This window comes from Acinetobacter sp. NIPH 2100, from assembly GCF_000369805.1.
Taxonomy (GTDB): Bacteria; Pseudomonadota; Gammaproteobacteria; order Pseudomonadales; family Moraxellaceae; genus Acinetobacter.
Map to the genome: position 1 here is coordinate 2,312,754 of NZ_KB850224.1, position 25,671 is coordinate 2,338,424.

Sequence of the window (25,671 nt, forward strand, 5' to 3'; positions counted from 1 at the left end):
CACGGAAAGCGGATTACGCTCTGCCAAAAAGTTTGCCTAACCATTCAAATAATGAGTTTAAAAATTCAACGATGATATTCTTTGGATTGTTTGGCTCAAGCTGAGAATCCGAGCTTTTCATATCCAAATCCACAATAACTGGGTCATGGTCTGAAGAACGATAAGCATCCGCAGCGAAGAACAAGGCCTTTTGCTCATCAGTTTTATATTCTTCATTATAATCCAGCACCGTCGGCTCATCGGCATTGATATGCCATGCAAAGGTTTTGATCACACGCTTATACAGATTGGCATCGGCAATCGCATGATCAAGGTTACCTGCACCGCCATAACCATCTGCATCGCTTGCGACACCATAGACATAACTATACCCCTGACTACCCTCACCAACTTTGCTGTCATTCAGCAGGACTTTATAGTTGGCTTTTTCAAAACTGAGGATTGGATCTTCTTTGGCATAACTGTTCATATCGCCTAAGAGCAAGATATTCGGATTTTTCACTTGGGTTGGATTTTTGGCAATCCATTGGGTGAGTTGCTCAACTGCTTTAACGCGAGTTGGATTCCAACAACCTTGTCCATCACGTTGATCTGCATCAAGCGAGTTTTCATCAACACCTTTACAACTCTTCGATTTAAGATGATTTGGGATCACAGTAAAAATCTGTCCGCCCTGTACAGGTTTGAATGATTGAGCAATGGTGGAGCGGCTTTTATCGCCTAAGTCCAATACCGCAGGTTTATTGACAGGTTGAACACGTTTACTGTTATAAATAATCGCAACTGCAATCACATCGGTACCGAGCTGATTTAATCCTTCAGGAATCACATATTTCCAGTCTGGCCCCAAAGCCTTAGTCAAGTTAGCAACCGCACTATCACTGCCATAACCATTATTGGCAATCTCCATCAGACCATAAACGTCGGCATCAATCGATTTTAATGCATTTACGATTTTGGCATGTTGCTTGTCAAATTCAGCCTGACTATTGGCACCACGTTCGGTTGGGAAGCCGTTTTTGCCATTGTCATAGTTCAGCACGTTAAATGCCGCAGCACGAATATGTTTGCTTTGCTTAGCTGCAATGGTTGGACGCGGATTGGTCGTCGTGACCACTTCTGGTAAGTTCGCGCCTACAATCGGCTGTACACGCCACGCATTAAAACGATATTCTAAAATACCTTGTGTATTCTTTAGCTGATAGCCAGAACGTAGTGTATTTAAGGCACTAAAATTTTGTGGCAACCACGGTGCACGGTTTTGATTGTTATAGCCATCATCAAAAATAATTTTTGAAAGTAGATTTTTCTGCGCTAAGGCTTTCGCTTCATTCGACAATGCAGGATAAAGATTGGTTGGAATAAATAAGCGACCAAGACTCAGTGACAGCTCTCCATAACGACCAAAATTATAGTTTTCGCTAACCGTCAAAGTTTGCGGTAACTTCACCAACATCCCTTGATATCGTTTCGGTGAATTACCTGCTGTGTCAGTTAAACTGCTAAAGGGTAGGTTCAAATCCAGTGGTTGAATGAGAGAAGCCATATTTTGATTACAGCTTTGAACGTCTTGCTGTAACTGATCAATTTGAAGTTGGTTTTGGTAGTTGGTGAGACGGCCACGCAGGATTACTTCATCACCCACTTGCCCACCTTTTACTACACTGCTTGCAGGAATATAAACGAAGATGGCATTACTGACATTAGGTGTGGCTTTACTATCTGGGGTTTGCACATAGAAACCTGAGAAACCGTTGCTATAACGATAGTCCGCGGTGATTACACCACGAATGGTATAGTTTTGATTCTGAGTCGATTCAGCCAAACTAGCAATCGGTGTATCGCTGCTGCTACAGCTGACTGCGTCTACAGGCGGTGTCGTGGTTGAGCCAGTCAAATTCGAAAAATCATTACGATCTGTCCATGCCTGCCAAGATGAGTCGAGATCAAATGGACTGGTCGGATCAACACTGACCACAGGATTGTCTGTTTGAACGCGCTTAAAGCTATTGCCCATACTCTGCACTGTAGTGCCCCAACCATTTGTTGGGCGTTCACCAATGCGACCAAAACGGTCTACAGGTGTCCCACGATAGAGCAACACAACCGCATCATCGCCATTAAAGGAGAGTCCAGCGACTTGATTGACCTTCCCACCTAGTTGTGTCTGTAATTCAGAACGACCTATCAGGAATTTTTGTTTACTGGCTAAACTGCCTTGTAATGGAAAAGCTACGGTTTTGACCGTGCCGCCATTATTAAACTGCTGGATTTCATAATCTGCCAAATTGACAGTCGTAGCATCTGGGTTATAGATTTCCAACCCTTTTTTATTGCTGCTGCCATCCACATATTGGCTAAACATGAGTTGTGCATGTGCGGCAGAAAAAATTGAAGAAGCACCTAACAGGCCTAAACAAATGGCGATCGAATGGTATTTAAAATTGTTCATGGTTTTTTACTTAGTGTTAAAATTGTAATTAGGCTATGCAATTTCTGTGACAGCTACATGAAGATTTTTTGACAAATTTTAAGCAATTTTAGAAATGATCGGCTAAATAAAATCACTTAAAGTTTGACTTGACCACCTGAACACTTAAAATACGGCATTTCTATATTTATATCTCCAGAATCATGTCAAACGATCAGTTAGAAACGCAAATTACGGAACTCGACAATTTGCCTGAGCACCGTGAAATTGTGACGTTTATGCGTCGTTCAGCTCCGCTCAATACTTCACAACGTACTGCTTTAGAAGATTATCGTGATTTAATTTTGGAATACCCTGTTGGTGATTTACGTCAACACTTTGAACATCCTGAACGCCCATTAACGGTTGAAATCGGTTTTGGTATGGGTCGTTCTTTGGTGTTAATGGCAAAAGCCAATCCTGAACGTAACTTTGTCGGAATCGAAGTGCATGTGCCGGGTATCGCACAGTGTGTGTATGAAGCAGGTATGGCTGGCTTAAAGAACCTGTTTGTACTGGATGCCGATGCAATCCAAGTGCTACGTGAAATGCCAGACAACAGCATTAACTGTGTACAGCTTTACTTCCCAGATCCGTGGCAAAAGAAACGTCACTTTAAACGCCGCTTTGTGATTCATGAGCGTATGCAACTGGTTGAACAAAAGCTTGAGTTGGGTGGTACTTTCCACTCAGCGACAGACTGGGAACCGTATGCAGAATGGATGCTTGATATCCTAGACAATCGTCCTGATATGGAAAACTTGGCAGGTAAAGGCAATAGCTACCCTCGTCCAGAATGGCGTCCAGTGACTAAATTTGAGCGTCGTGGTCTGGAATCAGGTCATAGAATTAATGACTTTATCTTTAAGAAAATTAAATAAGCTGATTGAGTTTCACAAAAGCCACTAATTGTTTAGTGGCTTTTTTATTTCTAAGATTTAAAAATAGTTACTATGAGTGGTTCTCTAACTGCTTTAAAGCATCTACAGACTCTTGTACTCCATTATCATTGGCTTTTTTAAACCAATATTTAGCTTTTTCCTTGTTATTAAAATAATGTTGATATAAATATGCCAAGTTATATTGAGCTTGAGGAAGCTCTTGCTCTGCTGCTTTGGTAAATAGCTCTAAAGCCTTTTTTTCATCTTTAGGCAGTCCATTACCGTTAAAATAAACATTAGCCAGATTGAACTGGGCTTGAGGGAAATTTTGTTCTGCTGCTTTGGCATAGAGTTCTAAGGCCTTTTTCTCATCTCTAGCTAAACCATCACCTTTTAGATAAGCATTAGCTACATTAAACTGAGCTGGCGCAAAATTCTGCGCTGCTGCTTGAACGAATAGATCTAATGCCTTAGCTCTATCTTCTGCTACAAAATTTCCGTGAGCATACATAAGACCTAAGTTATATTGGGCCTCTGCAAAGTTTTGTTGTGCTGATTTGCTGAACCAGAAAAAAGCTTTTTCATAGTCTTGTTGAGTACTTAACCCTTGAAAATACATACTCGCCAAATTATTTTGAGCAGCCGCTGAACCTTGTTTCGCAGCTTTTTCAAATAAAGTGAATGCCTTATTATAATCTTGTGAAATCCCTTGTCCCAAATAGTACTTTTCAGCTTCTTGATATAACGCATCCGCCTGAATCGCCTGATCATTATGTTTTTGTGTGACATCAGAACAGCCACTCAATTGAGCGAAATTAAAAAGTACCAAAATAAAAATAAATTTTTCTTTCATTTTAAGATATACACCTTGTATAAATCAGATGAGTTTAAAGTCAGATTTTCATATCCATAGAAAGATTGAATGTACGATTACAACTTTGCTTTCCAGTAGTTTGCTTTTTCAGGACTATATTTAAAGCTACTACTTTCTGCGTAAATATCATATAACAATGCTTTAGCTGATGAATTTCCATTACGTACAGCCATTTCTGCATATCGTATTGACTCATCTAAATTCTGTTTCATACCGGTACTATTATAATATTTAAGTGCAGTATTATATTGCGCTAACGGATGACCATGATCTGCTGCCCGCTTAAACCAGACAAGGGCTTGAAGTGGATCTTGTTCTACACCCTCTCCTCGTTCATACGCTAAGCCCACATTGTTTTGTGACTCGAGATCACCTTGCTCAGCTGCCTTTAATATCCATTTAAAAGATGCTTTGATGTCCTTTTCAACGCCATCCCCACCATATAGTTGAGCAGCAACAACTGTCTGGGACTGTATAAGCCCAGATTCGGCAGATCGAATAAAATATTTAAATGCTGTAGCTTTATCTTCTTTAACACTTAAACCTTTATAATAAGCCAAACCCACATTATGAATTGCAGAAGGATTTCCACTTTTAGCTCCCTCTTTAAACCACATCAAAGCTTTTTGATCATCTTTTTCTACAGCTTCATTGCCATTCCTATAAATCAAACCTAACTGTAACATGGCATTTGAAGAACCTAGTTGTGCAGATTTCTCAAATAATTCCAATGCTTTCTTTTGATCAAATTTTTCACCTTCACCTGTGGCGTACATAGATGCCAATACAAAAATAGCCTCTGAATCATTTGCTTTTGCAGCCTTTTCCAGATCATGTTTAGACTTATATTCAGACACATCTTTATAGTCTTTAGTTAAAGTTCCGTGAGTGTTTGCTTCTTTGTCTTGACTACATGCTGATGTGAGCGATATTAAGACAATAAACAAAAATCTAAGCTTCATTAAGTAACCTTTTACTTTAAAAATTTTTCTTATCAAAATAATCCTCTGGATAAGGATATTGACCTTTTAACTTATTACGATATTTCATTACACTAATCTGAACACCGTCATCCGTTAAAAATTCATTATAAAAATCCTGTTCCTCTGGACATTCAAAACCAATTTTTTCAAATATTTGCTCTGATAATGTTCCAAAATTTTCATAGGATTTACGAAACGCAAAATAATTAACAAAAGTAGAAAAAATTGATATAACTAACATAATTAAAATGAAAGAAATTAACTTAAAGAAAGTTTCTAAACTGTAAGAAAAATCAAATATAAAGAAAAGTAAAAATATAAAATAAATAAAAACCCATGAAATTAAAGAAAAATAGAATATCTGCTTGATAATGGCTTTATAACCCATTTTTATTGAACGACCCATTTCATAGATCATATACAATAAGCCAGATTTAGGATCAATAATGGCATAGACCTGATAACGTCCATCCACAGGCTTGTCATTAATTACAGCGATCAGTTCATCATTTTCTTTAAAACGAGCCGTGGTAAATTGCCCTAGTAAAGAATATCCTTCTATTTCCCCTGTAAATGTAATGCCATCTTTAGCTTTACCTGCCAACACTAGTATAGGAGCACTGGTAAGCAAAGAACTACTTTCAGCCAGCACACCAGCAAAAGCAGTTCCAGCGGCAATTCCACCTAAATTTTGATTTACGGGTATTTTGGACTTGGCTTTTTCTAAAGAATGGATTGGGCCCTGAACAATCTTTAGGTTCAATTTGAAGTTAGTCATCATTCACTAACTTTTTTCTTATCAAAATAATCTTCTGGATAAGGATCTTGACCTTTTAAATTTTTTCTATAATCCATCACACTGATGTTGATTCCATCATTAATTAAATAATCATTGTAAAAACCCTGCTCTTTAGGATCATCAAAACCTAGTTTTTCAAATATTTGTTCGGATAATTCACCAAAAACTTCATAAGATTTCTGAAAACTAAAATAATTTATGAATGCAGAAAATGAAACTGAAATAAGAAAGGCAATAAGCACTGCCTGAAAGAAAAATAATACTCCCTCAACAGAATAATCAGAAGAAGAAATAAAACTGAATATCAGTATAATTAGGAGCAAGCCAAACGATGCAATACTAAAATAATAGGTCTGCATCATAATCGCTTTATAACCCATTTTTACCGAACGGCCCATTTCATAGATCATATAAAGCAAACCTGATTTAGGATCGACAACTGCATAAACTTGATGTCGTCCCTTTACAGGCTTTTCATTAATTACAGCAATCAATTCATCATTTTCGTCAAAACGTACAGTGGTAAATTGCCCTAGTAAAGGACACTCCTCTATTTCACCAATAAAAGTTATTCCATCTTTTGCTTTTCCAGCCATTAATAGAATCGGCGAGCTTGTGAGCAATGAGCTACTTCCCGCAAGTACACCAGCAAAAGCGGTACCTGCTGCAATCCCACCAATATTCTGATTTACAGGAATTTTGGACTTAGCTTTCTCTAGAGAGTGGATTGGACCTTGAACAAGCTTTAAGTTTAGTTTCAAATGATTTACCTTATACAACCTTTTAATTTCTAGTTAGTTATACATTCCGTTCTTTTTGCTCTATATAGCTTTCTGGGTATGGATCTTGTTCAATGACCTTACGGTATTCATAAACTGACTCCAATAACAACTTATACTCATCACTGATATAACGAGATTTCAACAAAGATAAATCATCAGCATTATAAAAACCATAAATATTAAAAACCTTTTCAGAGTTTTCACACAAATATATTAACGAGTCTCCAGCTTTCTTAACAACATAATTTATAACAATATATCCAAAAACTGATATAATTAACCAAAAAATAAATTTTCAATATTAATACCAGTTGCCCATAAAAAAATTATGGAAAATAAAAAAAATACCACTCCATAATATATTAACCCTTCCTTTTTGAGACCCTTTTTATTTTTTTCTACTGACTCCCCCATTCCAACCTGCATATGAAGCAAGCCTGTCTTCGGGCTTAATACTGAATACAGTTCATACAAATTATTTTCAAGTTTTTTTGCTATACAAATTACATACTCATTTTCTTTTAATAAAGCACGATGGAATTGACCTATACAAACCTTCTCATCTATTTCCATAACAATAGATTGCACATGTAAACGGCTTTTTGAAGCTAAAAAAACAGTTTGTGCTGAGAGTGAAACACTTTCTGCTACACCACTCAAAATTGCTGAAGATACAATTTGTGCATCACCTGATTTTTCAAATGCACTTAAAGAGTCATCATAAATCTCTAATCTTTGAATGCGACCTTCGATTTTTAGTAAATCATACATTCCGTTCTTTTTGCTCTATATAGCTTTCTGGGTATGGATCACTTTCAATAATTTTTCTATATTCATATACAGACTCAAGCAACAAGTGATCTTTTTCACTTAGATAGCGACTTGGTAATAAGAAAACTTCTTGAGGGTCTTTAAATCCATACAAAACAAAAATCTGTTCTGACTTTTCTGAAAAATGTTTTAATGACTTTGAAGCACTTTTAATAATAAAAAATAAAATAAAATAAAATAAAATAGCCACTCCTAAAAAAATTAATATATCAACCTGATTAAAACCTCTTGCCCAAAAATAAATTAAAGATCCCAAAAAAATTGTTATCGCGTACCAGACATTTCTACCTTTAGCTATAGAAGTCTGATGAGCTTTAACAGAAGCTCCCATCCCAACCTGCATATGAAGTAAGCCTGTTTTAGGGCTCAATACCGAATAAAGCTCATAGAAATTGTTTTCAAGCCGTCTTACGACACAAATGACATATTCATTCTGTTCAAACAACCCACTATGAAATTGGCCAATACAAACTTTACCAGCTATTTCCATAACCACTGTCTTAACATGTAAACGACTACGTGAAGCGAGAAATACCGTCTGTGCAGACAATGAAACACTTTCTGCTACACCACTTAGAATTGCTGAAGCTGCAATTTGGGCATCACCTGATTTTCCAAATGCACTTAAAGAGTCATCATAAATCTCTAATCTTTGAATGCGACCTTCGATTTTTAGTAAATCATACATTCCGTTCTTTTTGCTCTATATAGCTTTCTGGGTATGGATCACTTTCAATAATTTTTCTATATTCATATACAGACTCAAGCAATAAGTGATCTTTTTCACTTAGATAGCGACTTGGTAATAAGAAAACTTCTTGAGGATCTTTAAATCCATATAAAGCAAAAATCTGTTCTGACTTTTCTGAAAAATGTTTTAATGAATTTGAAGCATTTTTAATAATAAAAAATAAAATAAAATAAAATAAAATAAAAACAAAAACTAAAATTAATAAAGTACTTAAGTTTATCCCACGTGCAAAAAAAACAATCAAACTTGTTATAATGACTGTTATAGAATACCAAACTAATCTACCTTTCATAACTGAAGTGTTATGGGTTTTGGGTGAAGCCCCCATCCCAACCTGCATATGAAGCAAGCCTGTTTTAGGGCTCAATACTGAATAAAGCTCATATAAGTTGTTTTCTAGTCGTCTTACAATGCAAATAACATACTCTTCCTGTTCGAATAGAGCACGATGAAATTGACCCACACAAACTTTACCGCCTATTTCCAAAACAACTGACTTAACATGCAAACGGCTACGTGAAGCGAGAAATACAGTTTGTGCAGACAATGAAACACTTTCTGCTACACCGCTTAGAATTGCTGAAGCTGCAATTTGAGTATCACCAGACTTTCCAAATGCACTTAAAGAGTCATCATAAATCTCTAACCTTTGAATGCGACCTTCAAATTTCAACATCTCAAACATTTTAAACACTCACTATCGCTTTCATAAACTCTTCATATTCTTCATCTGCAGTTTTGAATTTCTTCTCATTCCTAGATGTAGATTTAAATATAGACTCTTTTTTAGGATCAGATGCTAACTTAAATGCGGTTTTCTGACACCAATCTTCCATTGCATCATCCAAAACATATTTTTTAAGTAAAATTTCTGCACTAATTAAACCTAATGTTATAAGATTCAACCCAGCAATTACTCGGGCACCCATTAAAAATGCAACTAAAGCATTTGTTGTAAATTTGGTCAAAATTCTTTTAATCACTGTATTCTTTGTATACTGAACAACTGCACTTGCCAACACACCGGCTTGCCCAATTGTCAAAGAAACATTAATAGTGAGCCTAAATATTAATATTGTGGCCAAAATATCAGAAGATGCTTCTTTAATATTTTTATAGTCAACATATAAACCTGTTAAACCTCCTAAAGTTCCAAGACTTCCAGCAGTCAATCTAAATGCTGCTGCAGAGGCCGCTGCACCTGCCGCAGTCTTACGTCCCCAACTCTCACCTAACATATCAAATGCAACAGCAGATACTGAGAACATCGAACCCACTAATTGTACGGATAGCTCTGGCTTATCTTTAATATCAGACTTCCACGCATCATATTGGAAGTAAAAATTTAGTAACTCAAAAATACCTACGATAGCAAGTATTCGGTTTTTGGTAATATCAGGTTGTCCTTTAACTGCAAGGGATACCGAGTTTTTAATTTCCACTGCTCTGGTATTACGGTAGGTATACGTCGTACCAGTTTGCGGTAAAGCTGCAATTGCAGCGGCTCTAAACTCCAGGTTATACATCAAGCGCATCAACGGAACCTGTTGAGCTAAGTTCCCTGATCTTAAATAAAGCAATTGAGCCGTATGACGTTGTGCACCTTGCGTCGCCATAACCGTAATTTGACTAATATGTAAAGTTTTTAAGCGGATATCGCCAAACTCTTTTAGAGCTGTATTCAACATCAAAGACATCCAGTAGAGTAGCTTCTCTGGTAACTTAAAGTTTTGTGCTGAAATAAACTTTTTCCCTTCAATACTGCCTAGCCAACTATCAAAGGCTGCATCGGCTGCGGTAAACACACCAAAACTCTGTTTACTATAATCCAGCAAATCTTTTGTTGAACTTGGACTTTCAAAAATCTTGGCATATTCATCTATTAACCGTTTATTGTTAAAACAATATGCTCTCAGGAATAAGTTTTTATCTGAAACCTTTTTTTCACATATCCATTTATTCAGTAAATCTTTCCCTTTTTGTAATAAATTCATGCCATACATTAAGTCCATAATGACTGCATGGAAAATAAAACCATTACTTTCTTTCGGTGTTTTCCCCTGTTTCAACTCCTCACTTTGGTCAAAATAGAATAGACCTTTTAAAAGATTAGAAGAAACCAACCAGTTATAATGATCATCTACATACCGAGCTGCAGCAGCATAACTCTCTTCAGATTTTTTATCGACATCCTTGCGGAACTTCTCCAAGCCATTCATATCTAACTGTGCTTGGTATTTTTTCCATGCATTATTACCATCTACAGTTGCTTTTTTAACAGCCTCTGCTCTCTGTTTCTCAAGTTCAGCTGCAGCTTTTGCAGGCGCATTTTTTTCGAAATTCTTTAGATTCTCGAGTCCTTTTTTATCGCCCATACGTTCAGCTCTTTGAATCGCTGCTTGCAGATAAGGATCTGTAATTTTCTTCCTTTGCTCTTCATTTGAATCAATAATTTTGAACTTTGCTTGAATGGAATTTGCAACTAAGTTTTGCTTCATATTATCGATTAAGGTTATGGTCTGAAGCTTATGTTCATTGCTAAAACCATCTTTATCTTCTTTTAAAAAACTATCAATTCCTTGAAAACTTAATATATTACGATCTTCATTTAACTTAGATGTGATTCCAATCGGATCATATAGCGCAACACCAATATGCTCTTTCGGCTTCTCACTAAACTTCTTATTTATTGCCCCCCATCGAGCAGAACCATAGCTTTCCAGTGCCATCGCTATCGTAGTTAATTGAGCACCAGAAAGACAATGTTGCTGAGTAGCTCCTTTTGATACATCTATTTTTTGCCAATAGCCTGAAGTTGCGTACTGATCAGCATTTTTTTCAAACTGCGCTCTCATTTTTTGAGTGAGTGGTGCATGCGCATGTAATAAATAAACTGTCTGTGCATCATCATTATTGACTGAAGGAATCGTAATTAAAGAAGCATTGGCACTATGGCCTGCTTTATTACAGGCGAAATCCTGAGCCACAAGAGGGGCTTTGCTACCGACAGGAAATTCCTGATGAAATCCTTTTTTATTGGTAATGTACGCAACCCATTCTTTCTTTCCAGATTTTCTTTTGATCAATAAATAAATATACCCAGAGTCAATCATTCGAACTGTATATTTGTATTCCTTAAGCGGAACATTGGTTACATTTGACCCTAATTGTGCTGGTAATGGCTTTATTCCTAAACGAGCTACCGAATATTTAAGTGGTAAAATATTAATGCCTGTAGGTCGACAAAAGTTAGTACATTCTTTTTTAGCGACCTGAGTCACTGGTATTTTATTATTCTGAGTTGTGGATGCAGCAGCTTGTTGGCTAATTTTACTCGGATTGGGACTGACACCTAAAGTCTTGGTTAATTTTTTCTGTTGTTGATCAACTGTCCCAAACTTTGTCATGTTATTTGCAAAAGTTGGTTTGTCATTAGCCATGGTAGCCCTCTTCACATTCTTGTTTAACTTGTGAATATTGATTTTCTTCTAAATAGTCCATCGCCGTAGTAAAAGAGTTCGCTTCCAATCTCTCAACCCAGTAATGACTAATTATTGAAGATACTTGCGAACTTCTCATAAAATCTTTATGCAAAATAACGGAATACATCCCATAAGCGATCAAATCTGTTACATGTAAAATTCCATATTGCCTTATCGCATGATGAAGTGACTCTAATACCTCATCCTGACGAATCGACAACTGCTCGTCATATATAAGAGATTGCTTGATAACTGTATTCGACAACTCAATTAAATCTAGTTTTGCTGACTCGTCATTTGTAAAAGTAAGAGAGAAAAGTGCCCTTTTTTCCTGAGTTTTCACTTCATACAAACCATTAAAGAAAACAAAATGCCAATCTGCTAAAAATGACTCAATTTGTTCACTTTTTTTATCAATGATTGCAGGTAAATAAACCAATACACGAGGGTCATACCATCGAAAAATAAATTTATTCTTTGTATCTTTCGCAATAACAAGCTTTTTAAAAATTTGAACTGTCTTTTTTAGATCATCTACTATTCCAAAGCCATGAATAAAATAGCCATCTTCATTTTGATCCAAATTCATAAATAAAGTTTGAATGATAAAATCTAATGAATCTTCCAAGTCTTCTTTTACTTTTATCTTTATAAAGAAAAGAGCTGGACGGCTATTCTTTTTAGAGGCTGCAATCTCTATTTGCTCTAATTCATAATCGGTTAATTTGTCAATAAACTCATCAAAAAAACCACTTAATAAAGTTTCGTCACACAAAAAAGTGACATAACCATTTCGTTCAAATAAGTTAATGATTAATTCACTTAAATTTTCAGAAGCTATCTCTTCTTTTGGCAGTAAAAACTTCATTCTAGTCTAATATCACTTTTGCCGAGCCATTTTTTGCTGCATCGGTCTGCTTCGCAGAACAGTCAGGTAAATCAATTGCAGGGACATTCACAGATCCCCCACCCATAAACAAATGCTGCCCTGCTTTTACCTCAAACTTGCCACCCGTCGTTGGGAGAATACCCGAACCATCCAGCTTAATTTGAGAGCCACCTGCGGTAATCACAATTTCTTTTGGGCTGGTAATTTCAATCCGATCTTCAGTTGATATAATCTGGATGCCTTGCTTGGCAAGTAAATCCATGCCATCCCCTTGAGCATGCATTTCAAACTTACCATTTGCAGCCACTTGCTTAATGCCATTTTGCGCCGCAAATAGACTGGCTTTACCACTCACATGTGCAATCAGATTCTTTTGCGTACTCAGATTGATGCTGTCTCCAGCAAACTGGTTAATCTGTCCGTCCGCTGAAAGATGAATATCTTCATTGCTACTCAGGCCAATGCCAGCGGGTGAGCTGAGTAACAACATTGCCTTGTTAAACTTGGCAATATCAGACTCAATTTCTTCGGCAAAGGCTTTCAGTTGCTCTAGAGACTCGATCTCATCAGTCTGCTGATTCTTGGCAACTTCACTCAGTGCCTTGGCATTGCTTTGATTGCCTTCAAGCTGTTGCTTGGCAACTTGTGCATCGAGGTGTTCACCTTGGGCCTGATCTTGTTTGTGCGTGGAAAGCAGTAACCCTTCGCCAGCTCTCACTGCCCCCCATTGGTCTGTCCTCAACTCAAACCCTTCACCACGATCTTCACTTTCCGCTTTGTCTTTGGGGTGGCTCAGTTTACCCAGATTCAGTTGGCTGGCAGCGTGGCTGCTTTGTAGCTGGGCACTGATCTGTCCCGTGGTGTCATCAAAGCGCAGTTGGTTATAGCCTTCGCCTTGGTACTCTTTAGATTTGATCCCTGCCAATTTCTTGGTATCAGGTAACTTGCCTGCATTATCAAACTTGCTTGGGCTGCGTTGTGCTTCATGAATGCGTCCCACCACAAATGGTCGGTCAATGTTGCCATCAAAGAAGTCGATCACCACGATTTCATTAATACGCGGCAAGAAGCGTGCACCATAGCCTTCACCAGCCCATGGTGTGAGTACATCCACCCAAGCTGAATCGGTGTCATTGTCATTGCTACCTGCACCACCATCATGGCTATGGTCGTCATTGCGGGTAAACAGGAAACGGACTTTGATGCGTCCCCATTCATCCACATGAATTTCTTCACCACTTGGTCCAACCACTTTGGCGCGTTGTGGGGATGCAGCAGGTCGGTGTTGTAGTGGGTGATATTCAGGGACAGTTTTGATATTGCGGCGTTGCAGTGTCAATTGGTTGGCTTGGCGTTCTTCTGCGTTGTTGTATTGGGTGGGTTGCCAATTGCTTTGTGCCAAGAGTCGATTAATCTGTTGGTTCAGATCTTTAGGCAAATTGTTTTGGTTATAGAAGTTTTTTCCTGTGATCAGGAATTCTTTGTCTGCGCCACTGTGTTGATCGATTTCAGGGTGTTCCGCCAATTCAAACCAGTAACCGACATGGGTATCTCGGACAGTGGTATGGGCAATAAACTGTTTCGATTGCAGGTCGTAGTATTGTCCTAGGTTTTGATTGAGCTTTTCAATCTGGGCATTGCCAGACTGAGTTGCACCGTCTTCTCCATTTAGGTCTTGCATCCAAGCGGGTGAAAAATGCCATGCTTGTTCTAAGCCCAGACTGGCATTGTCATGTTGCTCACTGTGTTGATGCGTGCTTTGCACACTACCTGCACCTTCTTCTTGTTCCAATGCATCGGCTTGCCAGCGTTGTACATGGACACTGCTTGGTTGTAGTGTGCGTTGTCCGATCAAGCTGGTCATACTGTCGTATTGTTCAGTGGCACTGCTGCGATGGTAGCGAATCTGTCGACGGTTTAAAGCTTGGTATTGGCTATTGTCATCAATTAGACGTAGTTTTTGTGCTTGGATGGCTGCACTGCTGAGTGGAACTGTGTGTGCTGCTTCATCAATCAGCCAGTTAATCCCTTCACTTCTCATCAAGCGGGTGAGAAAGTCATAATCGCTTTCATTGGATTGCATGATAAAGGGACGGATATCGTAGTCTTGGCTGAGTCCGCTTAGGTCTAAAGTGAGGCTGGATGCAAATAAGGGACTTTTTTGTTGCCATTCTTTAAAGATGATTTCCACCACATCACGCACGCTCTTGTTCATAAACACGCGGCTGTTACGACGTTGTTTCCACAGTGCAGTTGGATCTTCGAGGGTGAGTTTATATAAAGTTAAACTGCCGTCGGATTGTCCTTGTAAGGCTTGAGTAATGATCCCTGTGACACGGGTCAATTGACCTTGATCGGTCACACTATCAATTGCAACTTGACTACCAATGAATTGTTTTAATGGAATGGTAGCATTAGTCGACAAGCAAATTAATTCTGCTTTAAGGCCTGCATTGAGTTGATGCTGCCCATCAATACGCTGCAGGAAAACTTGGGTATTTAAATTTTGATTCGAAAATTGAATATGAATGGCACGTTTTTGTGCTGTAAGGCCGAGACTCTCTAACGCTTGAAATATATTAGCCAACATCTTTTTTATAAAATATTAAATAAAATTTTAGACATATTATACAAAATAGACTAATTTGTCTATTTTGTATAATTATCGTTAATTCTAATTGCTTTGCCGTTTATAGATCCCTTCACTCATTAATGCATAGATATTTTGCAAGTCTTTTCGATGCATATTTGCCAATAGCTGAGTGTGCATATTTAATATATTCTGATCACCACGCATTGCAGGCCCTGTCTGCATTTGGCGAGGATCATTGAGTGTTGCCTTATTCGCAGTTTCCCTCATTAAAGGGTATAACAAACTAAAATCAACCTGCTCAGCATCGACCACTTGCTTCGCCATGTCATAACAATAATTACTAAAATTACAAGCAAATACAGCAGCTAAATGTAAGGTTAAACGCTGCGTAGAACTATATTGATAAACACGTTGGCTTAAACTGTTTGCCAAATCCGTTAATAATGTTAAGTCCTGTGTTTGAACTGCTTCGACAAACAAAGGCGTTTCAGACCAGTTCACTGCTCTTTCAAAACTAAAGGTTTGCAATGGATATAAAACCCCAGCGCGCGGATGCTTCTGCTGAAGTATCGATAAATCCGTACTGCCTGAAGTATGGACAATAAGATTGTCTGGTAAATATCGAGTAATTGCTTGAATCACACTTGAAATTGCTTGATCACTTACAGCAATAATGACCAGATCTGTTTTTGGCTCAAGTTGTTGAACCTGATCAATTGCCTGAGCATGGACCTGATCTGCCAATGTCTGTGCGTGCTGTAAATCGCGACTATAGATTTGAACGATTTGATGCTGTAACTGCAATACTTTTGCGAAATGTGTTGCCACACGCCCTGCGCCAATCAATGTAATTCGCATAATCTCTATCTATTCATCGTGATTGCTTAAGCATGCCAATAAAAAAAGGACGAATCAATTCGTCCTTGTTCTGCTTGCTTACTTAATTGACATTGTTGAGATAAACAATACGCTCAATCGTACGTTGAGTAAAACATTTGGTGTATTGCATATCTCGATCTTGTTGACGCATTGCATCATTCCAATAACCTGATTGTTTCTGATAGGTCTCACGATCTTTTTCAGCAATGTCATACACACTTTTTTGTGATAACACCTTACAATCGACATCACGCTTTTCAAACCAATCTGCTTGATCTTGCTGTAATTGTGACTTTTGTTCAGGGCTGAATTTATCCCATGTTTGGTTTAAACGCTCGACCTGTTTGGATTTCTCAGCATCAAGCTCTTTCTTGCGAATATCCATCGCTTTTTGCGCCAAGTCCATTTGGGCAGAAGATTCTGCATCATACTCTTGTTGTGCCTGTTCGCTACTTTGTTCCATCAAGCGATTTTCTTTTAAGTAAGCAACATATTGCACCGCCTTGGTTGCCATGAACACTACACCATCTATCACGCCATTTTCATCAGGGATATTGAAAACTAAACCATCCTTATCTGTTTTGGTCAGATTATAGGAAAACTCACCGCTTAAGTGGTCATTTTCGAGTGTTAATGGATAATCACTATCCGAGAAATAATCACTCAACGTATAGGTTCTTGGATCTTCATCCTCACCATCGTGTTGATATTTTTGCTGTTCAAGATAGGCATTTTCCGCACGTTTCTGCAACCCTTTCGGAAAAGAAACCACAAGCTGGCTCTCACAACTCAATAAGGTCTTTGAGGTCTGTTCAGTTTCACTGGCATCTAATGTGCGCACATTTTTAATTTCAAACTTTAAACCTTTATTGATGGTATCTAAAATCGTATAGTCCGCTTGATATTCACTGTCACGTAAACTGCGCTCTATTTGCTTTAAATACGCTTTTTTTAATGCAGCCTGAATATTATTGAGGTTGTCTTGATTGGTACAGCTCCACTCAGCAACAGCTGTACTATCCGTATTTTCAACTTTATCTTTCGGCTTTAACTTATCACAACCTGTGAATAAAACTGCTGCCGTTAATGTTGTGAATATAAAAAGCTTATTCATATTAATACCCTGTTATCTTGTTTTTTTCGGGCGTATTCTACTCAATTTAAATCTAGACTTTCGAGTCTTTTCTTGAATTTTATGCAAACAACCAGATCTAGAATCATATTCATGCAATTAAATAATTAAAATAAAAGGAGTTATTACAATAATAACTCCTGTTTAAAGAGTACTTGAAGGATAAATTAAGGTGTCACAGAAAACTCAATACGGCGGTTTTTGAAACGGCCTTCTTCGGTCGCATTATCTGCTACGGGGTTATCTGCACCATGACCTACAGCAGTCAATTGAGCCGCATCAACGCCTTGGCTCACAATATAATCGACCACGGCTTGCGCACGTTTCTGCGATAAGGCTTTATTGCTATCAGCATTACCTGTCGAGTCGGTATAACCTGCAACCGTTAGTTTTGCATCTTTAGCGGTTTTCAGTAAAGTCGCGGCTTTATCTAAAATTGCTTTATTTTCATCTGGAATCTGATTCGATCCTGTGGCGAAATTAATAATTTGTAGATTAAGTGCTTTAATCACCTCATTGATGTCAACTTTATTGCTATCAATATTGGTCAGTGCATCCTGAGCGGCATTTAAACTATTGCTTACCGAATCGGCTGCACTCACAGGCGCTTCAATCACAACTTCTGTATTTGGAACCAAACCTTTAATCTTGCCTAATAACTCATTCAGTTTGGCTGCATCAGCACCTTTCAACGTAATTTTGTCCCCCACCCAATCCAAAGAGAGATTAGGGACACCTTTAAGCAATCCCAACACGCCAGCAAGTCCTGCTTGATCAGTAAATGTTGCTGCATGTGTTGTTGCAGTATCTACTGTACAGTCCTGACTGGAAGAGAAAACTTCTTTGACCTTCGCTTGAATGCTTGCCAAAAATCCTTGATCACCCACACCGACCTGACATTGTGCAACATTGCCACTGGCATCCGTAGTTAAAGACAAGCTTGCAGGCGACGTATCGCTAGTTACTTGTGATGCTGAAGTACCTTCATTATTGACTGGAACAGCCACTTGTTTATGCTGACATGACTTCCATAACCATGCGACCAATAATGCTAAAATAATGACAGCCACAATCGGTAACCAAGCACGTGATTTAGTCCCAGTTGCAGCGGCAGTGTTTGCCAAATTTGAAGCTGAGGTTGAGCTACTTGCGACCAGCCCTAATGGCGCAAGCAAGCCGACTGCCCATGCAGGTAAAAGCGAGCGAATTGAATCGGCATGTTGTTTTAAATAATTCACGATACTTGACGTGTCATTTCCTGCTTCATTGGTCAAAGCAACCAGACTCTTTGGAATCGCTTGATTTAAAGTATGCTCCACCTCAGCAGGTGGAACCTGACCACCCGCAAGATTAGACAACAGTGCATTTTTAACTTGATCATTGTGTCCAAATAAATCAAGTAAAGAGGGTGAGATTGATTCTTTGAGTTTCTGAATAAGTTCAGGTTTTGCGGCTAATACGGAAAGAAAAATCGGATAGAACCTAGATAACAGCGCACTTTTTTCGTTCGCCAAACTGTCTTGACCACTCACAACCGTCGAGGTCACTTTTTGCTTTAACAATTCCATTGGGTTTATTGACATTGTTATTCACTCCAACTCATTAAATTTATAATATTCAGATCGCTTAAGAAAAATGCGAAGCGCAAGCAAACTGATGCTTTTTCATTCTAATCACTTGTGTGTTTTTTATTCGTTTTTATATAATTTAAATACAATACTTACATCACACTTTACAAAGTGAAGTACAAGATAGCGCGTATTAACCCTCAATCAGCCAAACGTTCACTTGATGAGTTGATATAAACAAACTAATGAAAAACTTGCAAAAATCAGGGTTAAAAACGGAAAAAATCGATAAGGTTTCTTCGCAGGTGGTAGATCAAGCTCTACTGGCTCTTCTTCAATAGGCTGTACAGGAACATGAACTTCATTTAAAGGTGAAAGTACCTCATCAGACCAATTTGGTAACAGTGCATTGATCGATTGTTTATGTTCTCTCAGGTAATGAATAATGCTAATGGCATCATTTCCAACTTCATTCGACAGCACAGCCAAACTTTTTGGAATCGCTCGATTAAGCGTCAGTTCAGCCTCTGCAACCGAAACTTTGCCTGCGGCCAACCGCAATAGCAATGCATTTTTTACTCGTTCATTTTCTTCCAACAAATCAAAAACAGACGGCGTAAGCTTTTCTTTTAATTGATCAACCAATTCAGGTTTCTCTAAAAAACGATGCAAGAAAACAGGATAAAACCTTGATAGAACATCATTTTTTTCATTTACCAAACAGGTTTGGTCATTCACAATCACAGATGAAACTTTTTGTTTAAGTAACTCCATTGGATTTATAGACATGTTATTAAGCTCCAATTATTTAAATAGTTTATTTCTCGTTTTTATAATTTTATGTAAGGTATATCTCATTTATTTTATTACTTTAATCTAATTCTTTTATTTTTATCTACATTTGTAAAATTTAAATACAATATCTACATCACACTTTACAAAGCAGAATAAGACTTTTTCATCTTATTCTGCTTATTTCACATTAGTTTATGCAAAAGTCGCCAGTACTTTACCCGTCAATTGCTGACCGAGTAATGGCGTATTTTTGCCTTGCGAAACAATGGTTTCTTTAGAAACAGTCCATTTCAGTTCTGGATCTACCAGCACCCAACCTGCTTCTTGCTGCCAGCGTTCCGTCATATTAGCCACTTGTGCAGGAATCGACGTCACTTTTGCCACCCATTCTAAAGGTCCGAATACGCCTTCCTGAATCAGTTGCACACCAAGGCCCACATAGGTATCAAATGCTGTAATACCAGGTTGCGTTTCTGCAAACGGTGCCATTTTGGCAGAACTGCTCAATGGTTCATGATGGGTACAAATTGCATCAATCACACCCTCTTTAACACCTTGACGTAATAAGGTTTTATCTTGTTCAGAACGCAACGGTGGGCGTACATGAGCCAAAGAGTTAAAACCATCTGTCAATTGTTCGGTTAAGTGCAGTTGATGCATGGCAACGTCCGCAGTCACAGGCAAACCTTTGGCTTTAGCAATACGAATCAGTTCTACCGATGCACCACAAGACAAGAGACCAAAGTGTGCTTTTACACCCGTCACTTCAATCATCAATAGATATTTTGCGATAGCGACCGTCTCTGCGATCGCAGGAATCATTGGCAAGCCTTGACGAGAAGCAATGAAACCTTCGTGAGCACAGCCATCTTTGGCAATTTGTGGTTCTTCCGCATAGAACACAACGGTCAAGCCCAAACCAGCAGCATATTCAAGCGTACGGATCACCACATCATCATTATCAAAAGCAGCATTGGCATTGGAAACTGAGGTACAGCCACCCTTCTTTAATCCCGCCATATTGGCAGGCTGTTTACCATTCAAACCTTGGGTCTGCGCGCCAATAATTTGCAGATAGATTCCACCATCTAATTGCGCTTTTTCAATCAAGCCATGAATCAGAGCACCATTGTCCTGAACAATTGGCTTTGAATCGGGAGGCGTAATTACATGCAAAATACCGTTGGCACGCGCCGCTTTACCTTCCGACTTTAAGGTTCCATGCTGTTGCTGACCCGGTTCACGCATTCGTGCGCACAAGTCAACCATGGTCGGCATGAGCCATTTGCCTTGCCCATCAATGTTTTCATCGACTTGACCTACTGCATCAATCAATTTACCGTTTTCAATATAAACCGTTTTGACTTGATCAGTATTTTGAATTGGATCGAGCACACGGACATTTTCAATTTTTACAATACTCATGTGATCTATCCCTTACAGTGCAATCGCTTCAATTAAACCTTGTTCTTGTAACTGGCCTTGCATCGCAAGTGCGAGTACAGCCATACGAACTGCAATACCATTGGTGACTTGCTTTAAAATCACCGATTGATCGCCATCCGCAACACTTGAATCAATCTCAACCCCACGGTTCATCGGCCCGGGATGCATCACGATACAATCAGGCTTCGCCATTGCAAGGCGCTCTTTATTCAGACCATACATTTTGTAGAACTCAGCCTGTGAGGATAAAGCTGGCGAATCAATACGTTCATTTTGGATACGCAAGGCGATAATCACGTCACAATCTTTAACGCCATCATCCATTTTATTAAACAGACGGACATGCTCACCATATTCATTAAAGCCGACTGGCAACAGCGTATTCGGTGCAATCACACGAATATCTTTACAGCCCAATGTTTGCAATGCAGCTACATTTGAACGTGCCACACGTGAATGCTTAATATCCCCGATAATGGCCACAGTTAATTCTTCAAAAGGCTTTTTGGTTTCGCGGCGAATGGTCAACATATCCAACATCGCTTGGGTTGGATGCGCGTGACGACCATCACCTGCGTTAATAATTGCAACTTTAGGACACACATCTTTAGCAATGAAATGCGCTGCACCAGATGATGAATGGCGAACAACGAAAATATCCGCTGCCATCGCTTCCAAGTTCCACAGCGTGTCACGCAAAGTTTCACCCTTAGATGTACTTGAACGCGCAATATCAATATTCAGGACATTGGCAGACAATCGTTTTGCTGCCGCCTCAAAGGTGGTACGGGTACGAGTAGAGTTTTCAAAGAACAGATTCATGACCGTCAGTCCTTCAAGTAACGGACGGTTGATCAAATTATTATTTTCATCTAAAAAGCTTTGCGCTGTATCTAAGATCTTGGTTAAGGTTTCTTTGGAAAGACCTTCAATTGTTAAAAAGTGCTTTAGATTTCCTTGTTGATTGAGCTGGATCTGACTCAAAGTATGCAATGCCGCCAAGTGCATAAGAGATTCCTAACACGTTAAGTTAACGCATTATACAGACTTTAGATTTCATTCGTAGTTGAAGTTTTCAGCACTTAAGTAAAAAGGATGCAATTCCCCACTGACATCCTTTTATTTTATCTTTTTAAATGACTTATCGCTTAGCGTAACGCACCAATATAATGATGATGCACTTGTGCCTGATATATTTCCTCTTCAGTGACTTCCACAGAATAGGTTTCTAAAACCTCAGCTTTTACATTTTTAGCTTCGGCTTTCACTTCTGTCACAGCTACACTTGGCTCAGCATATAGATCAATCAATGGACTTAAACGAGCAACAAATCGTGCGAGTTCTTGATCCTGAGTTGCTAGGGCAACCTCAAGCACATGTTTGGCATAGTCTTGATTATTGACTAAATACATTACATCGATCACACGACCACAAACACGTCTTAAACGGACATACATTTGAGTTGCAATCGTAAAAGCTTCAGCATTGACCGATACTTCACTATTCATGCTTTCTTTCATAATATCCTCACAGCCATCAAATTAAAATTCTTAAATTTCATCAGCTTTAAGTAAAATCGTTTACTGATGTATTGCAAATCTAAAAGCAAAAGCTGTACCAACTATGCAATAAAATAGTCAATAAAAATGAAATACATCACGGTCCTCATGCCACATCAACCCAGCTCAATGAAGAAAAAATGTAATAATTAGATGATAAAGCTGACAATCAAACAAATATGCACCGACAGAACCCATAAAAATCAGTTAAAATAGCCGATTGCTAAAAATGTTTTGGAAATTTGAATGAACGCTAAACCACGTCTAACAGACTATTGGGTCACCTGTGCGGACGGGCTTGAAACCTTATTACAACAAGAGCTTGAAGATTTAGGCATTCAAAATATCCAACGTTTTGCAGGGCGTTTAATATTTAAAGGTACATTGGAGAACGCTTACCGCATTTGTATGTGGTCTCGTTTGGCCTCTCGCGTGCTTTTACCTATTCATACCCATGAGCTTGAACATACGCATGATGCGCGTGATGTTGCTGAAGAACTCTATGAAGGTGCAATCAGCTTTGACTGGTCTCTCATTTTTGCACCACAAAGTACCTTTGCCGTTCGTTTGCATATCGAACGTGACATTAAAGTAAACTCTCAATTTGCGACCTTGCGCGTAAAAGACGGTGTTGTAGATTCCTTTATGGAAGCGGTTGGCAAGCGCCCAAGTATTGATATTAAACAACCAGAAATTACCTTGTATGCTTTAGCGGGTAAAACCGAACACACCTACTGTTTAGATCTTTCTGGTGATTCTTTACATAAGCGTGGCTATCGTCGTTTTATGACCGAAGCGCCAATCAAAGAAAACTTGGCGGCAGCGATTCTACAAAAAGCACAACTCGCGCAATATCAGCCTGACATTATCCTCGACCCAATGTGCGGTTCAGGTACATTTATTATTGAATCCTTATTAATTTTAACTGATCGCGCACCTGGTTTAGTTCGCCGTTTTGGTTTTAATGGCTGGCACGGTCATGACCATGAATTGTGGATGACGCTCAAAGCTGAAGCAGCTGAACGCCATGAAAAAGCATTGCAGCAACCCTTACCACAGTTCTATGCATATGATGCAGACTGGGAAGCAGTAAAAGCAACACGTCAAAACATCATTGCCGCTGGTTTTGAGAATTTACTGGATAAGATTCAAATTGAAGAACGTACTTTAGCAGACTGGGATGATTTCCATGCTGAAGGAAAAAAAGCCTTTATTGTGACCAACCCACCGTATGGTGAGCGTTTAGGTGATAAAGCGTCTAACCGTTCGCTCTACTTAGGCTTATCTGCACTATTGCAGAAGAATTTTCCAAATCAACGTGCTGCCATTATTGCTGCACAAGTTGAACAGGCCGATGTACTTGCCTTTAACGATCCACAAATTTTACGTTTGATGAATGGTAAATTACCGATTTATGTTCGTTTTGGTACAGTCAAACCTGCAACCGTTACACAACCATTTTTAGCAACTTGGCAACCCCAACAATTTGAGAAAATTGAAGGCGCTGAAGACTTTACCAATCGTTTGCAGAAAAACATGCAAGCATTGAAAAAGTGGGCTGTGAAAGAGAACGTCTACTGTTTACGTCTTTATGATGCAGATTTACCTGATTTCAATATTGCAGTCGACTTATATGGTGATCGATTGCATGTACAAGAGTACGCACCACCAAAAACCATTGATCCTGAAAAGGCTAAAAAGCGTTTTAACCTGGGGCTTGCTGCAATACGCGCTGTGACAGGCTTAAACCGTGATGCTATTTTCATTAAAACACGTGCAAGACAAGCAGGTACCACGCAATATACCAAACAGAGTACCGCCTCTAAACGTTTTATCGTACAAGAAGGTGATGCACGAATTTTAGTGAATTTGACCGACTACTTAGATACTGGCTTGTTCTTGGATCACCGTCAAATTCGTCTGAGAATTGCCAAAGAAGCGCGTGGTAAGCACTTCCTAAATCTTTATAGCTATACCTCAACTGCAAGTCTGCATGCCGCTTTAGGTGGTGCAGCAAGTACCACCAGTGTCGATTTATCCAATACTTATTTAGGTTGGTCGAAAGAGAACTTTGTACTGAATGGTTTAACGGTAGACCACGCAGATGAACAGCATATGTTCTTTGCAAGTGATTGCTTTGAGTGGTTAAAAGAAGGTCATGAACAATATGACCTAATCTTTATTGACCCACCAACCTTCTCGAACTCGAAAAAGTTTTATGGAACTTTTGATGTTCAACGTGACCATATTTCACTGCTTAAACGTGCAATGAATCGTTTAACCAGTGATGGTACCTTGTATTTCTCCAATAACTATCGTGGCTTTGAGCTAGATGAAGAAATTGAGGCGATGTATCAAGTTGAAGAAATCACCTCTGAAACCATTGGTTTAGATTTTAAACGCAACCAAAAAATTCATCGTGCTTGGAAAATTCAACACCCAGCTATTTAATTACCAGTTCAGCTTTAGTGTCATCATTGTAAGTCACGTGAACGTTACCTGATTCGAATTCATAAATCATGTAACGATCAGGTGGCTGTGCATGTGGCTTAATCGTAGCCTCACGCTTATCCTTGTCTCTCGTATCAACAGCGAGTATTTTCTTTTGCTCTTCATGAGATGAAAGTACGCCATCCAAGACAGTACTAACACGAATCTCGCCCAAAAATTTATCGCTAAGAATACGCTGTGAACGCCAACGTTCTTCTTCAGGCTTCAAGGCATCTTGTTGAGCTTTAATGATAATACTGGGGAGCGCATTATTCAGCATCCCCGTTTGTAAGGCGAGTGTCCCTTCATTCAATGGCTGTGCAGCATGCACCATTGAAGAGAAAGCGGTAATCAACAAAACTACACAACGATATGTGCAATGATGTCTGATATTTTCCATTGCAATTCATCCTGAATTTTTTTCTTATTTGTTCAAGAAACTAGCAAGTTTTTCATCAAGTCGCAAT

Annotated in this window: 20 protein-coding genes and 1 pseudogene; 2 read left to right on the top strand and 19 right to left on the bottom strand. The window is 38.7% G+C overall.

Annotated features, from left to right (window positions below; all coding sequences use genetic code 11):
* Window positions 1-13: 13 nt before the first annotated feature.
* Window positions 14-2,452: an ExeM/NucH family extracellular endonuclease gene (locus F887_RS07125; RefSeq protein WP_005294967.1), complete on the bottom strand. Its 2,439-nt coding sequence runs from the start codon at window positions 2,450-2,452 to the stop codon at window positions 14-16.
* A 182-nt stretch (window positions 2,453-2,634) separates the two neighbouring features.
* On the opposite strand from F887_RS07125, the gene trmB reads away from it, so the two are divergent.
* Window positions 2,635-3,351, top strand: coding sequence for a tRNA (guanosine(46)-N7)-methyltransferase TrmB (gene trmB / locus F887_RS07120; RefSeq protein WP_005294968.1), 717 nt, complete (start codon window positions 2,635-2,637; stop codon window positions 3,349-3,351).
* Window positions 3,352-3,421: 70 nt separating this feature from the next.
* Here the strand turns inward: trmB and F887_RS07115 are convergent, their stop codons facing one another.
* From F887_RS07115 to F887_RS07035, 17 genes and pseudogenes are all read right to left on the bottom strand, one after another.
* A complete protein-coding gene (locus F887_RS07115) occupies window positions 3,422-4,204 on the bottom strand; it encodes a tetratricopeptide repeat protein (protein ID WP_005294969.1) in 783 nt (260 codons plus the stop codon).
* Between the two features lie 77 nt (window positions 4,205-4,281).
* On the bottom strand, window positions 4,282-5,187 hold the full coding sequence (locus tag F887_RS07110) for a tetratricopeptide repeat protein (protein WP_005294970.1): 906 nt from the start codon (window positions 5,185-5,187) through the stop codon (window positions 4,282-4,284).
* 16 nt (window positions 5,188-5,203) lie between these two features.
* Window positions 5,204-5,986, bottom strand: coding sequence for a putative type VI secretion system effector (locus tag F887_RS07105; protein WP_005294972.1), 783 nt, complete (start codon window positions 5,984-5,986; stop codon window positions 5,204-5,206).
* Window positions 5,986-6,768 (bottom strand): putative type VI secretion system effector, encoded by a 783-nt coding sequence (locus F887_RS07100; RefSeq protein WP_005294974.1) that lies wholly within the window; start codon window positions 6,766-6,768, stop codon window positions 5,986-5,988. The genes F887_RS07105 and F887_RS07100 overlap by 1 nt, the downstream gene beginning before the upstream one ends.
* A gap of 37 nt (window positions 6,769-6,805) precedes the next feature.
* Window positions 6,806-7,560 (bottom strand): annotated as a pseudogene (locus F887_RS07095) (putative type VI secretion system effector).
* Entirely contained in the window at window positions 7,553-8,308 is a 756-nt protein-coding gene (locus tag F887_RS07090) for a putative type VI secretion system effector (RefSeq protein ID WP_005294978.1), read from the bottom strand. The pseudogene F887_RS07095 and the gene F887_RS07090 overlap by 8 nt, the downstream one beginning before the upstream one ends.
* Window positions 8,301-9,047, bottom strand: a complete 747-nt coding sequence (locus F887_RS07085) for a putative type VI secretion system effector (RefSeq protein WP_228129841.1) — start codon at window positions 9,045-9,047, stop codon at window positions 8,301-8,303. Before F887_RS07085 ends, F887_RS07090 begins: the two co-directional genes overlap by 8 nt.
* Before the next feature lie 10 nt (window positions 9,048-9,057).
* Window positions 9,058-11,811 (bottom strand): T6SS effector BTH_I2691 family protein, encoded by a 2,754-nt coding sequence (locus tag F887_RS07080; protein WP_005294985.1) that lies wholly within the window; start codon window positions 11,809-11,811, stop codon window positions 9,058-9,060.
* Window positions 11,804-12,721: a hypothetical protein gene (locus F887_RS07075; protein ID WP_005294986.1), complete on the bottom strand. Its 918-nt coding sequence runs from the start codon at window positions 12,719-12,721 to the stop codon at window positions 11,804-11,806. The genes F887_RS07080 and F887_RS07075 overlap by 8 nt, the downstream gene beginning before the upstream one ends.
* Window position 12,722: 1 nt before the next feature.
* Window positions 12,723-15,332: a type VI secretion system Vgr family protein gene (locus tag F887_RS07070; RefSeq protein ID WP_005294987.1), complete on the bottom strand. Its 2,610-nt coding sequence runs from the start codon at window positions 15,330-15,332 to the stop codon at window positions 12,723-12,725.
* An 84-nt stretch (window positions 15,333-15,416) separates the two neighbouring features.
* On the bottom strand, window positions 15,417-16,193 hold the full coding sequence (locus F887_RS07065) for a Rossmann-like and DUF2520 domain-containing protein (RefSeq protein WP_005294988.1): 777 nt from the start codon (window positions 16,191-16,193) through the stop codon (window positions 15,417-15,419).
* Window positions 16,194-16,275: 82 nt separating this feature from the next.
* Window positions 16,276-17,328 carry a hypothetical protein gene (locus tag F887_RS07060; RefSeq protein WP_005294990.1) on the bottom strand — a complete coding sequence of 351 codons (1,053 nt, stop codon included), beginning with the start codon at window positions 17,326-17,328 and terminating at the stop codon, window positions 16,276-16,278.
* Window positions 17,329-17,513: 185 nt separating this feature from the next.
* A complete protein-coding gene (locus F887_RS07055; RefSeq protein WP_005294992.1) occupies window positions 17,514-18,929 on the bottom strand; it encodes an OmpA family protein in 1,416 nt (471 codons plus the stop codon).
* Window positions 18,930-19,130: 201 nt separating this feature from the next.
* Window positions 19,131-19,703 carry a hypothetical protein gene (locus F887_RS07050; protein ID WP_005295000.1) on the bottom strand — a complete coding sequence of 191 codons (573 nt, stop codon included), beginning with the start codon at window positions 19,701-19,703 and terminating at the stop codon, window positions 19,131-19,133.
* Window positions 19,704-19,901: 198 nt separating this feature from the next.
* Entirely contained in the window at window positions 19,902-21,134 is a 1,233-nt protein-coding gene (locus F887_RS07045; protein WP_005295001.1) for a dihydroorotase, read from the bottom strand.
* Between the two features lie 12 nt (window positions 21,135-21,146).
* Window positions 21,147-22,163 carry an aspartate carbamoyltransferase catalytic subunit gene (locus tag F887_RS07040; RefSeq protein ID WP_005153914.1) on the bottom strand — a complete coding sequence of 339 codons (1,017 nt, stop codon included), beginning with the start codon at window positions 22,161-22,163 and terminating at the stop codon, window positions 21,147-21,149.
* Between the two features lie 140 nt (window positions 22,164-22,303).
* A complete protein-coding gene (locus F887_RS07035) occupies window positions 22,304-22,675 on the bottom strand; it encodes a hypothetical protein (RefSeq protein ID WP_005295003.1) in 372 nt (123 codons plus the stop codon).
* Window positions 22,676-22,960: 285 nt separating this feature from the next.
* Here F887_RS07035 and rlmKL point away from each other — a divergent pair, with 285 nt between their 5' ends.
* A complete protein-coding gene (gene rlmKL / locus F887_RS07030; RefSeq protein WP_005295004.1) occupies window positions 22,961-25,165 on the top strand; it encodes a bifunctional 23S rRNA (guanine(2069)-N(7))-methyltransferase RlmK/23S rRNA (guanine(2445)-N(2))-methyltransferase RlmL in 2,205 nt (734 codons plus the stop codon).
* On the opposite strand, the gene F887_RS07025 is transcribed toward rlmKL, so the two are convergent.
* Window positions 25,158-25,604, bottom strand: coding sequence for a hypothetical protein (locus tag F887_RS07025; protein ID WP_005295006.1), 447 nt, complete (start codon window positions 25,602-25,604; stop codon window positions 25,158-25,160). The two genes, rlmKL and F887_RS07025, sit on opposite strands and share 8 nt — an antisense overlap.
* Window positions 25,605-25,671: the final 67 nt, after the last annotated feature.

Excerpts from the sequence above, each read along its gene's own strand:
- F887_RS07125 (WP_005294967.1), bottom strand. The coding sequence starts at position 2,452 with ATGAACAATTTTAAATACCATTCGATCGCCATTTGTTTAGGCCTGTTA.
- trmB (WP_005294968.1), top strand. The coding sequence starts at position 2,635 with ATGTCAAACGATCAGTTAGAAACGCAAATTACGGAACTCGACAATTTG.
- F887_RS07115 (WP_005294969.1), bottom strand. The coding sequence starts at position 4,204 with ATGAAAGAAAAATTTATTTTTATTTTGGTACTTTTTAATTTCGCTCAA.
- F887_RS07110 (WP_005294970.1), bottom strand. The coding sequence starts at position 5,187 with ATGAAGCTTAGATTTTTGTTTATTGTCTTAATATCGCTCACATCAGCA.
- F887_RS07105 (WP_005294972.1), bottom strand. The coding sequence starts at position 5,986 with ATGACTAACTTCAAATTGAACCTAAAGATTGTTCAGGGCCCAATCCAT.
- F887_RS07090 (WP_005294978.1), bottom strand. The coding sequence starts at position 8,308 with ATGTATGATTTACTAAAAATCGAAGGTCGCATTCAAAGATTAGAGATT.
- F887_RS07085 (WP_228129841.1), bottom strand. The coding sequence starts at position 9,047 with ATGTTGAAATTTGAAGGTCGCATTCAAAGGTTAGAGATTTATGATGAC.
- F887_RS07080 (WP_005294985.1), bottom strand. The coding sequence starts at position 11,811 with ATGGCTAATGACAAACCAACTTTTGCAAATAACATGACAAAGTTTGGG.
- F887_RS07075 (WP_005294986.1), bottom strand. The coding sequence starts at position 12,721 with ATGAAGTTTTTACTGCCAAAAGAAGAGATAGCTTCTGAAAATTTAAGT.
- F887_RS07070 (WP_005294987.1), bottom strand. The coding sequence starts at position 15,332 with ATGTTGGCTAATATATTTCAAGCGTTAGAGAGTCTCGGCCTTACAGCA.
- F887_RS07065 (WP_005294988.1), bottom strand. The coding sequence starts at position 16,193 with ATGCGAATTACATTGATTGGCGCAGGGCGTGTGGCAACACATTTCGCA.
- F887_RS07060 (WP_005294990.1), bottom strand. The coding sequence starts at position 17,328 with ATGAATAAGCTTTTTATATTCACAACATTAACGGCAGCAGTTTTATTC.
- F887_RS07055 (WP_005294992.1), bottom strand. The coding sequence starts at position 18,929 with ATGTCAATAAACCCAATGGAATTGTTAAAGCAAAAAGTGACCTCGACG.
- F887_RS07050 (WP_005295000.1), bottom strand. The coding sequence starts at position 19,703 with ATGTCTATAAATCCAATGGAGTTACTTAAACAAAAAGTTTCATCTGTG.
- F887_RS07045 (WP_005295001.1), bottom strand. The coding sequence starts at position 21,134 with ATGAGTATTGTAAAAATTGAAAATGTCCGTGTGCTCGATCCAATTCAA.
- F887_RS07040 (WP_005153914.1), bottom strand. The coding sequence starts at position 22,163 with ATGCACTTGGCGGCATTGCATACTTTGAGTCAGATCCAGCTCAATCAA.
- F887_RS07035 (WP_005295003.1), bottom strand. The coding sequence starts at position 22,675 with ATGAAAGAAAGCATGAATAGTGAAGTATCGGTCAATGCTGAAGCTTTT.
- rlmKL (WP_005295004.1), top strand. The coding sequence starts at position 22,961 with ATGAACGCTAAACCACGTCTAACAGACTATTGGGTCACCTGTGCGGAC.
- F887_RS07025 (WP_005295006.1), bottom strand. The coding sequence starts at position 25,604 with ATGGAAAATATCAGACATCATTGCACATATCGTTGTGTAGTTTTGTTG.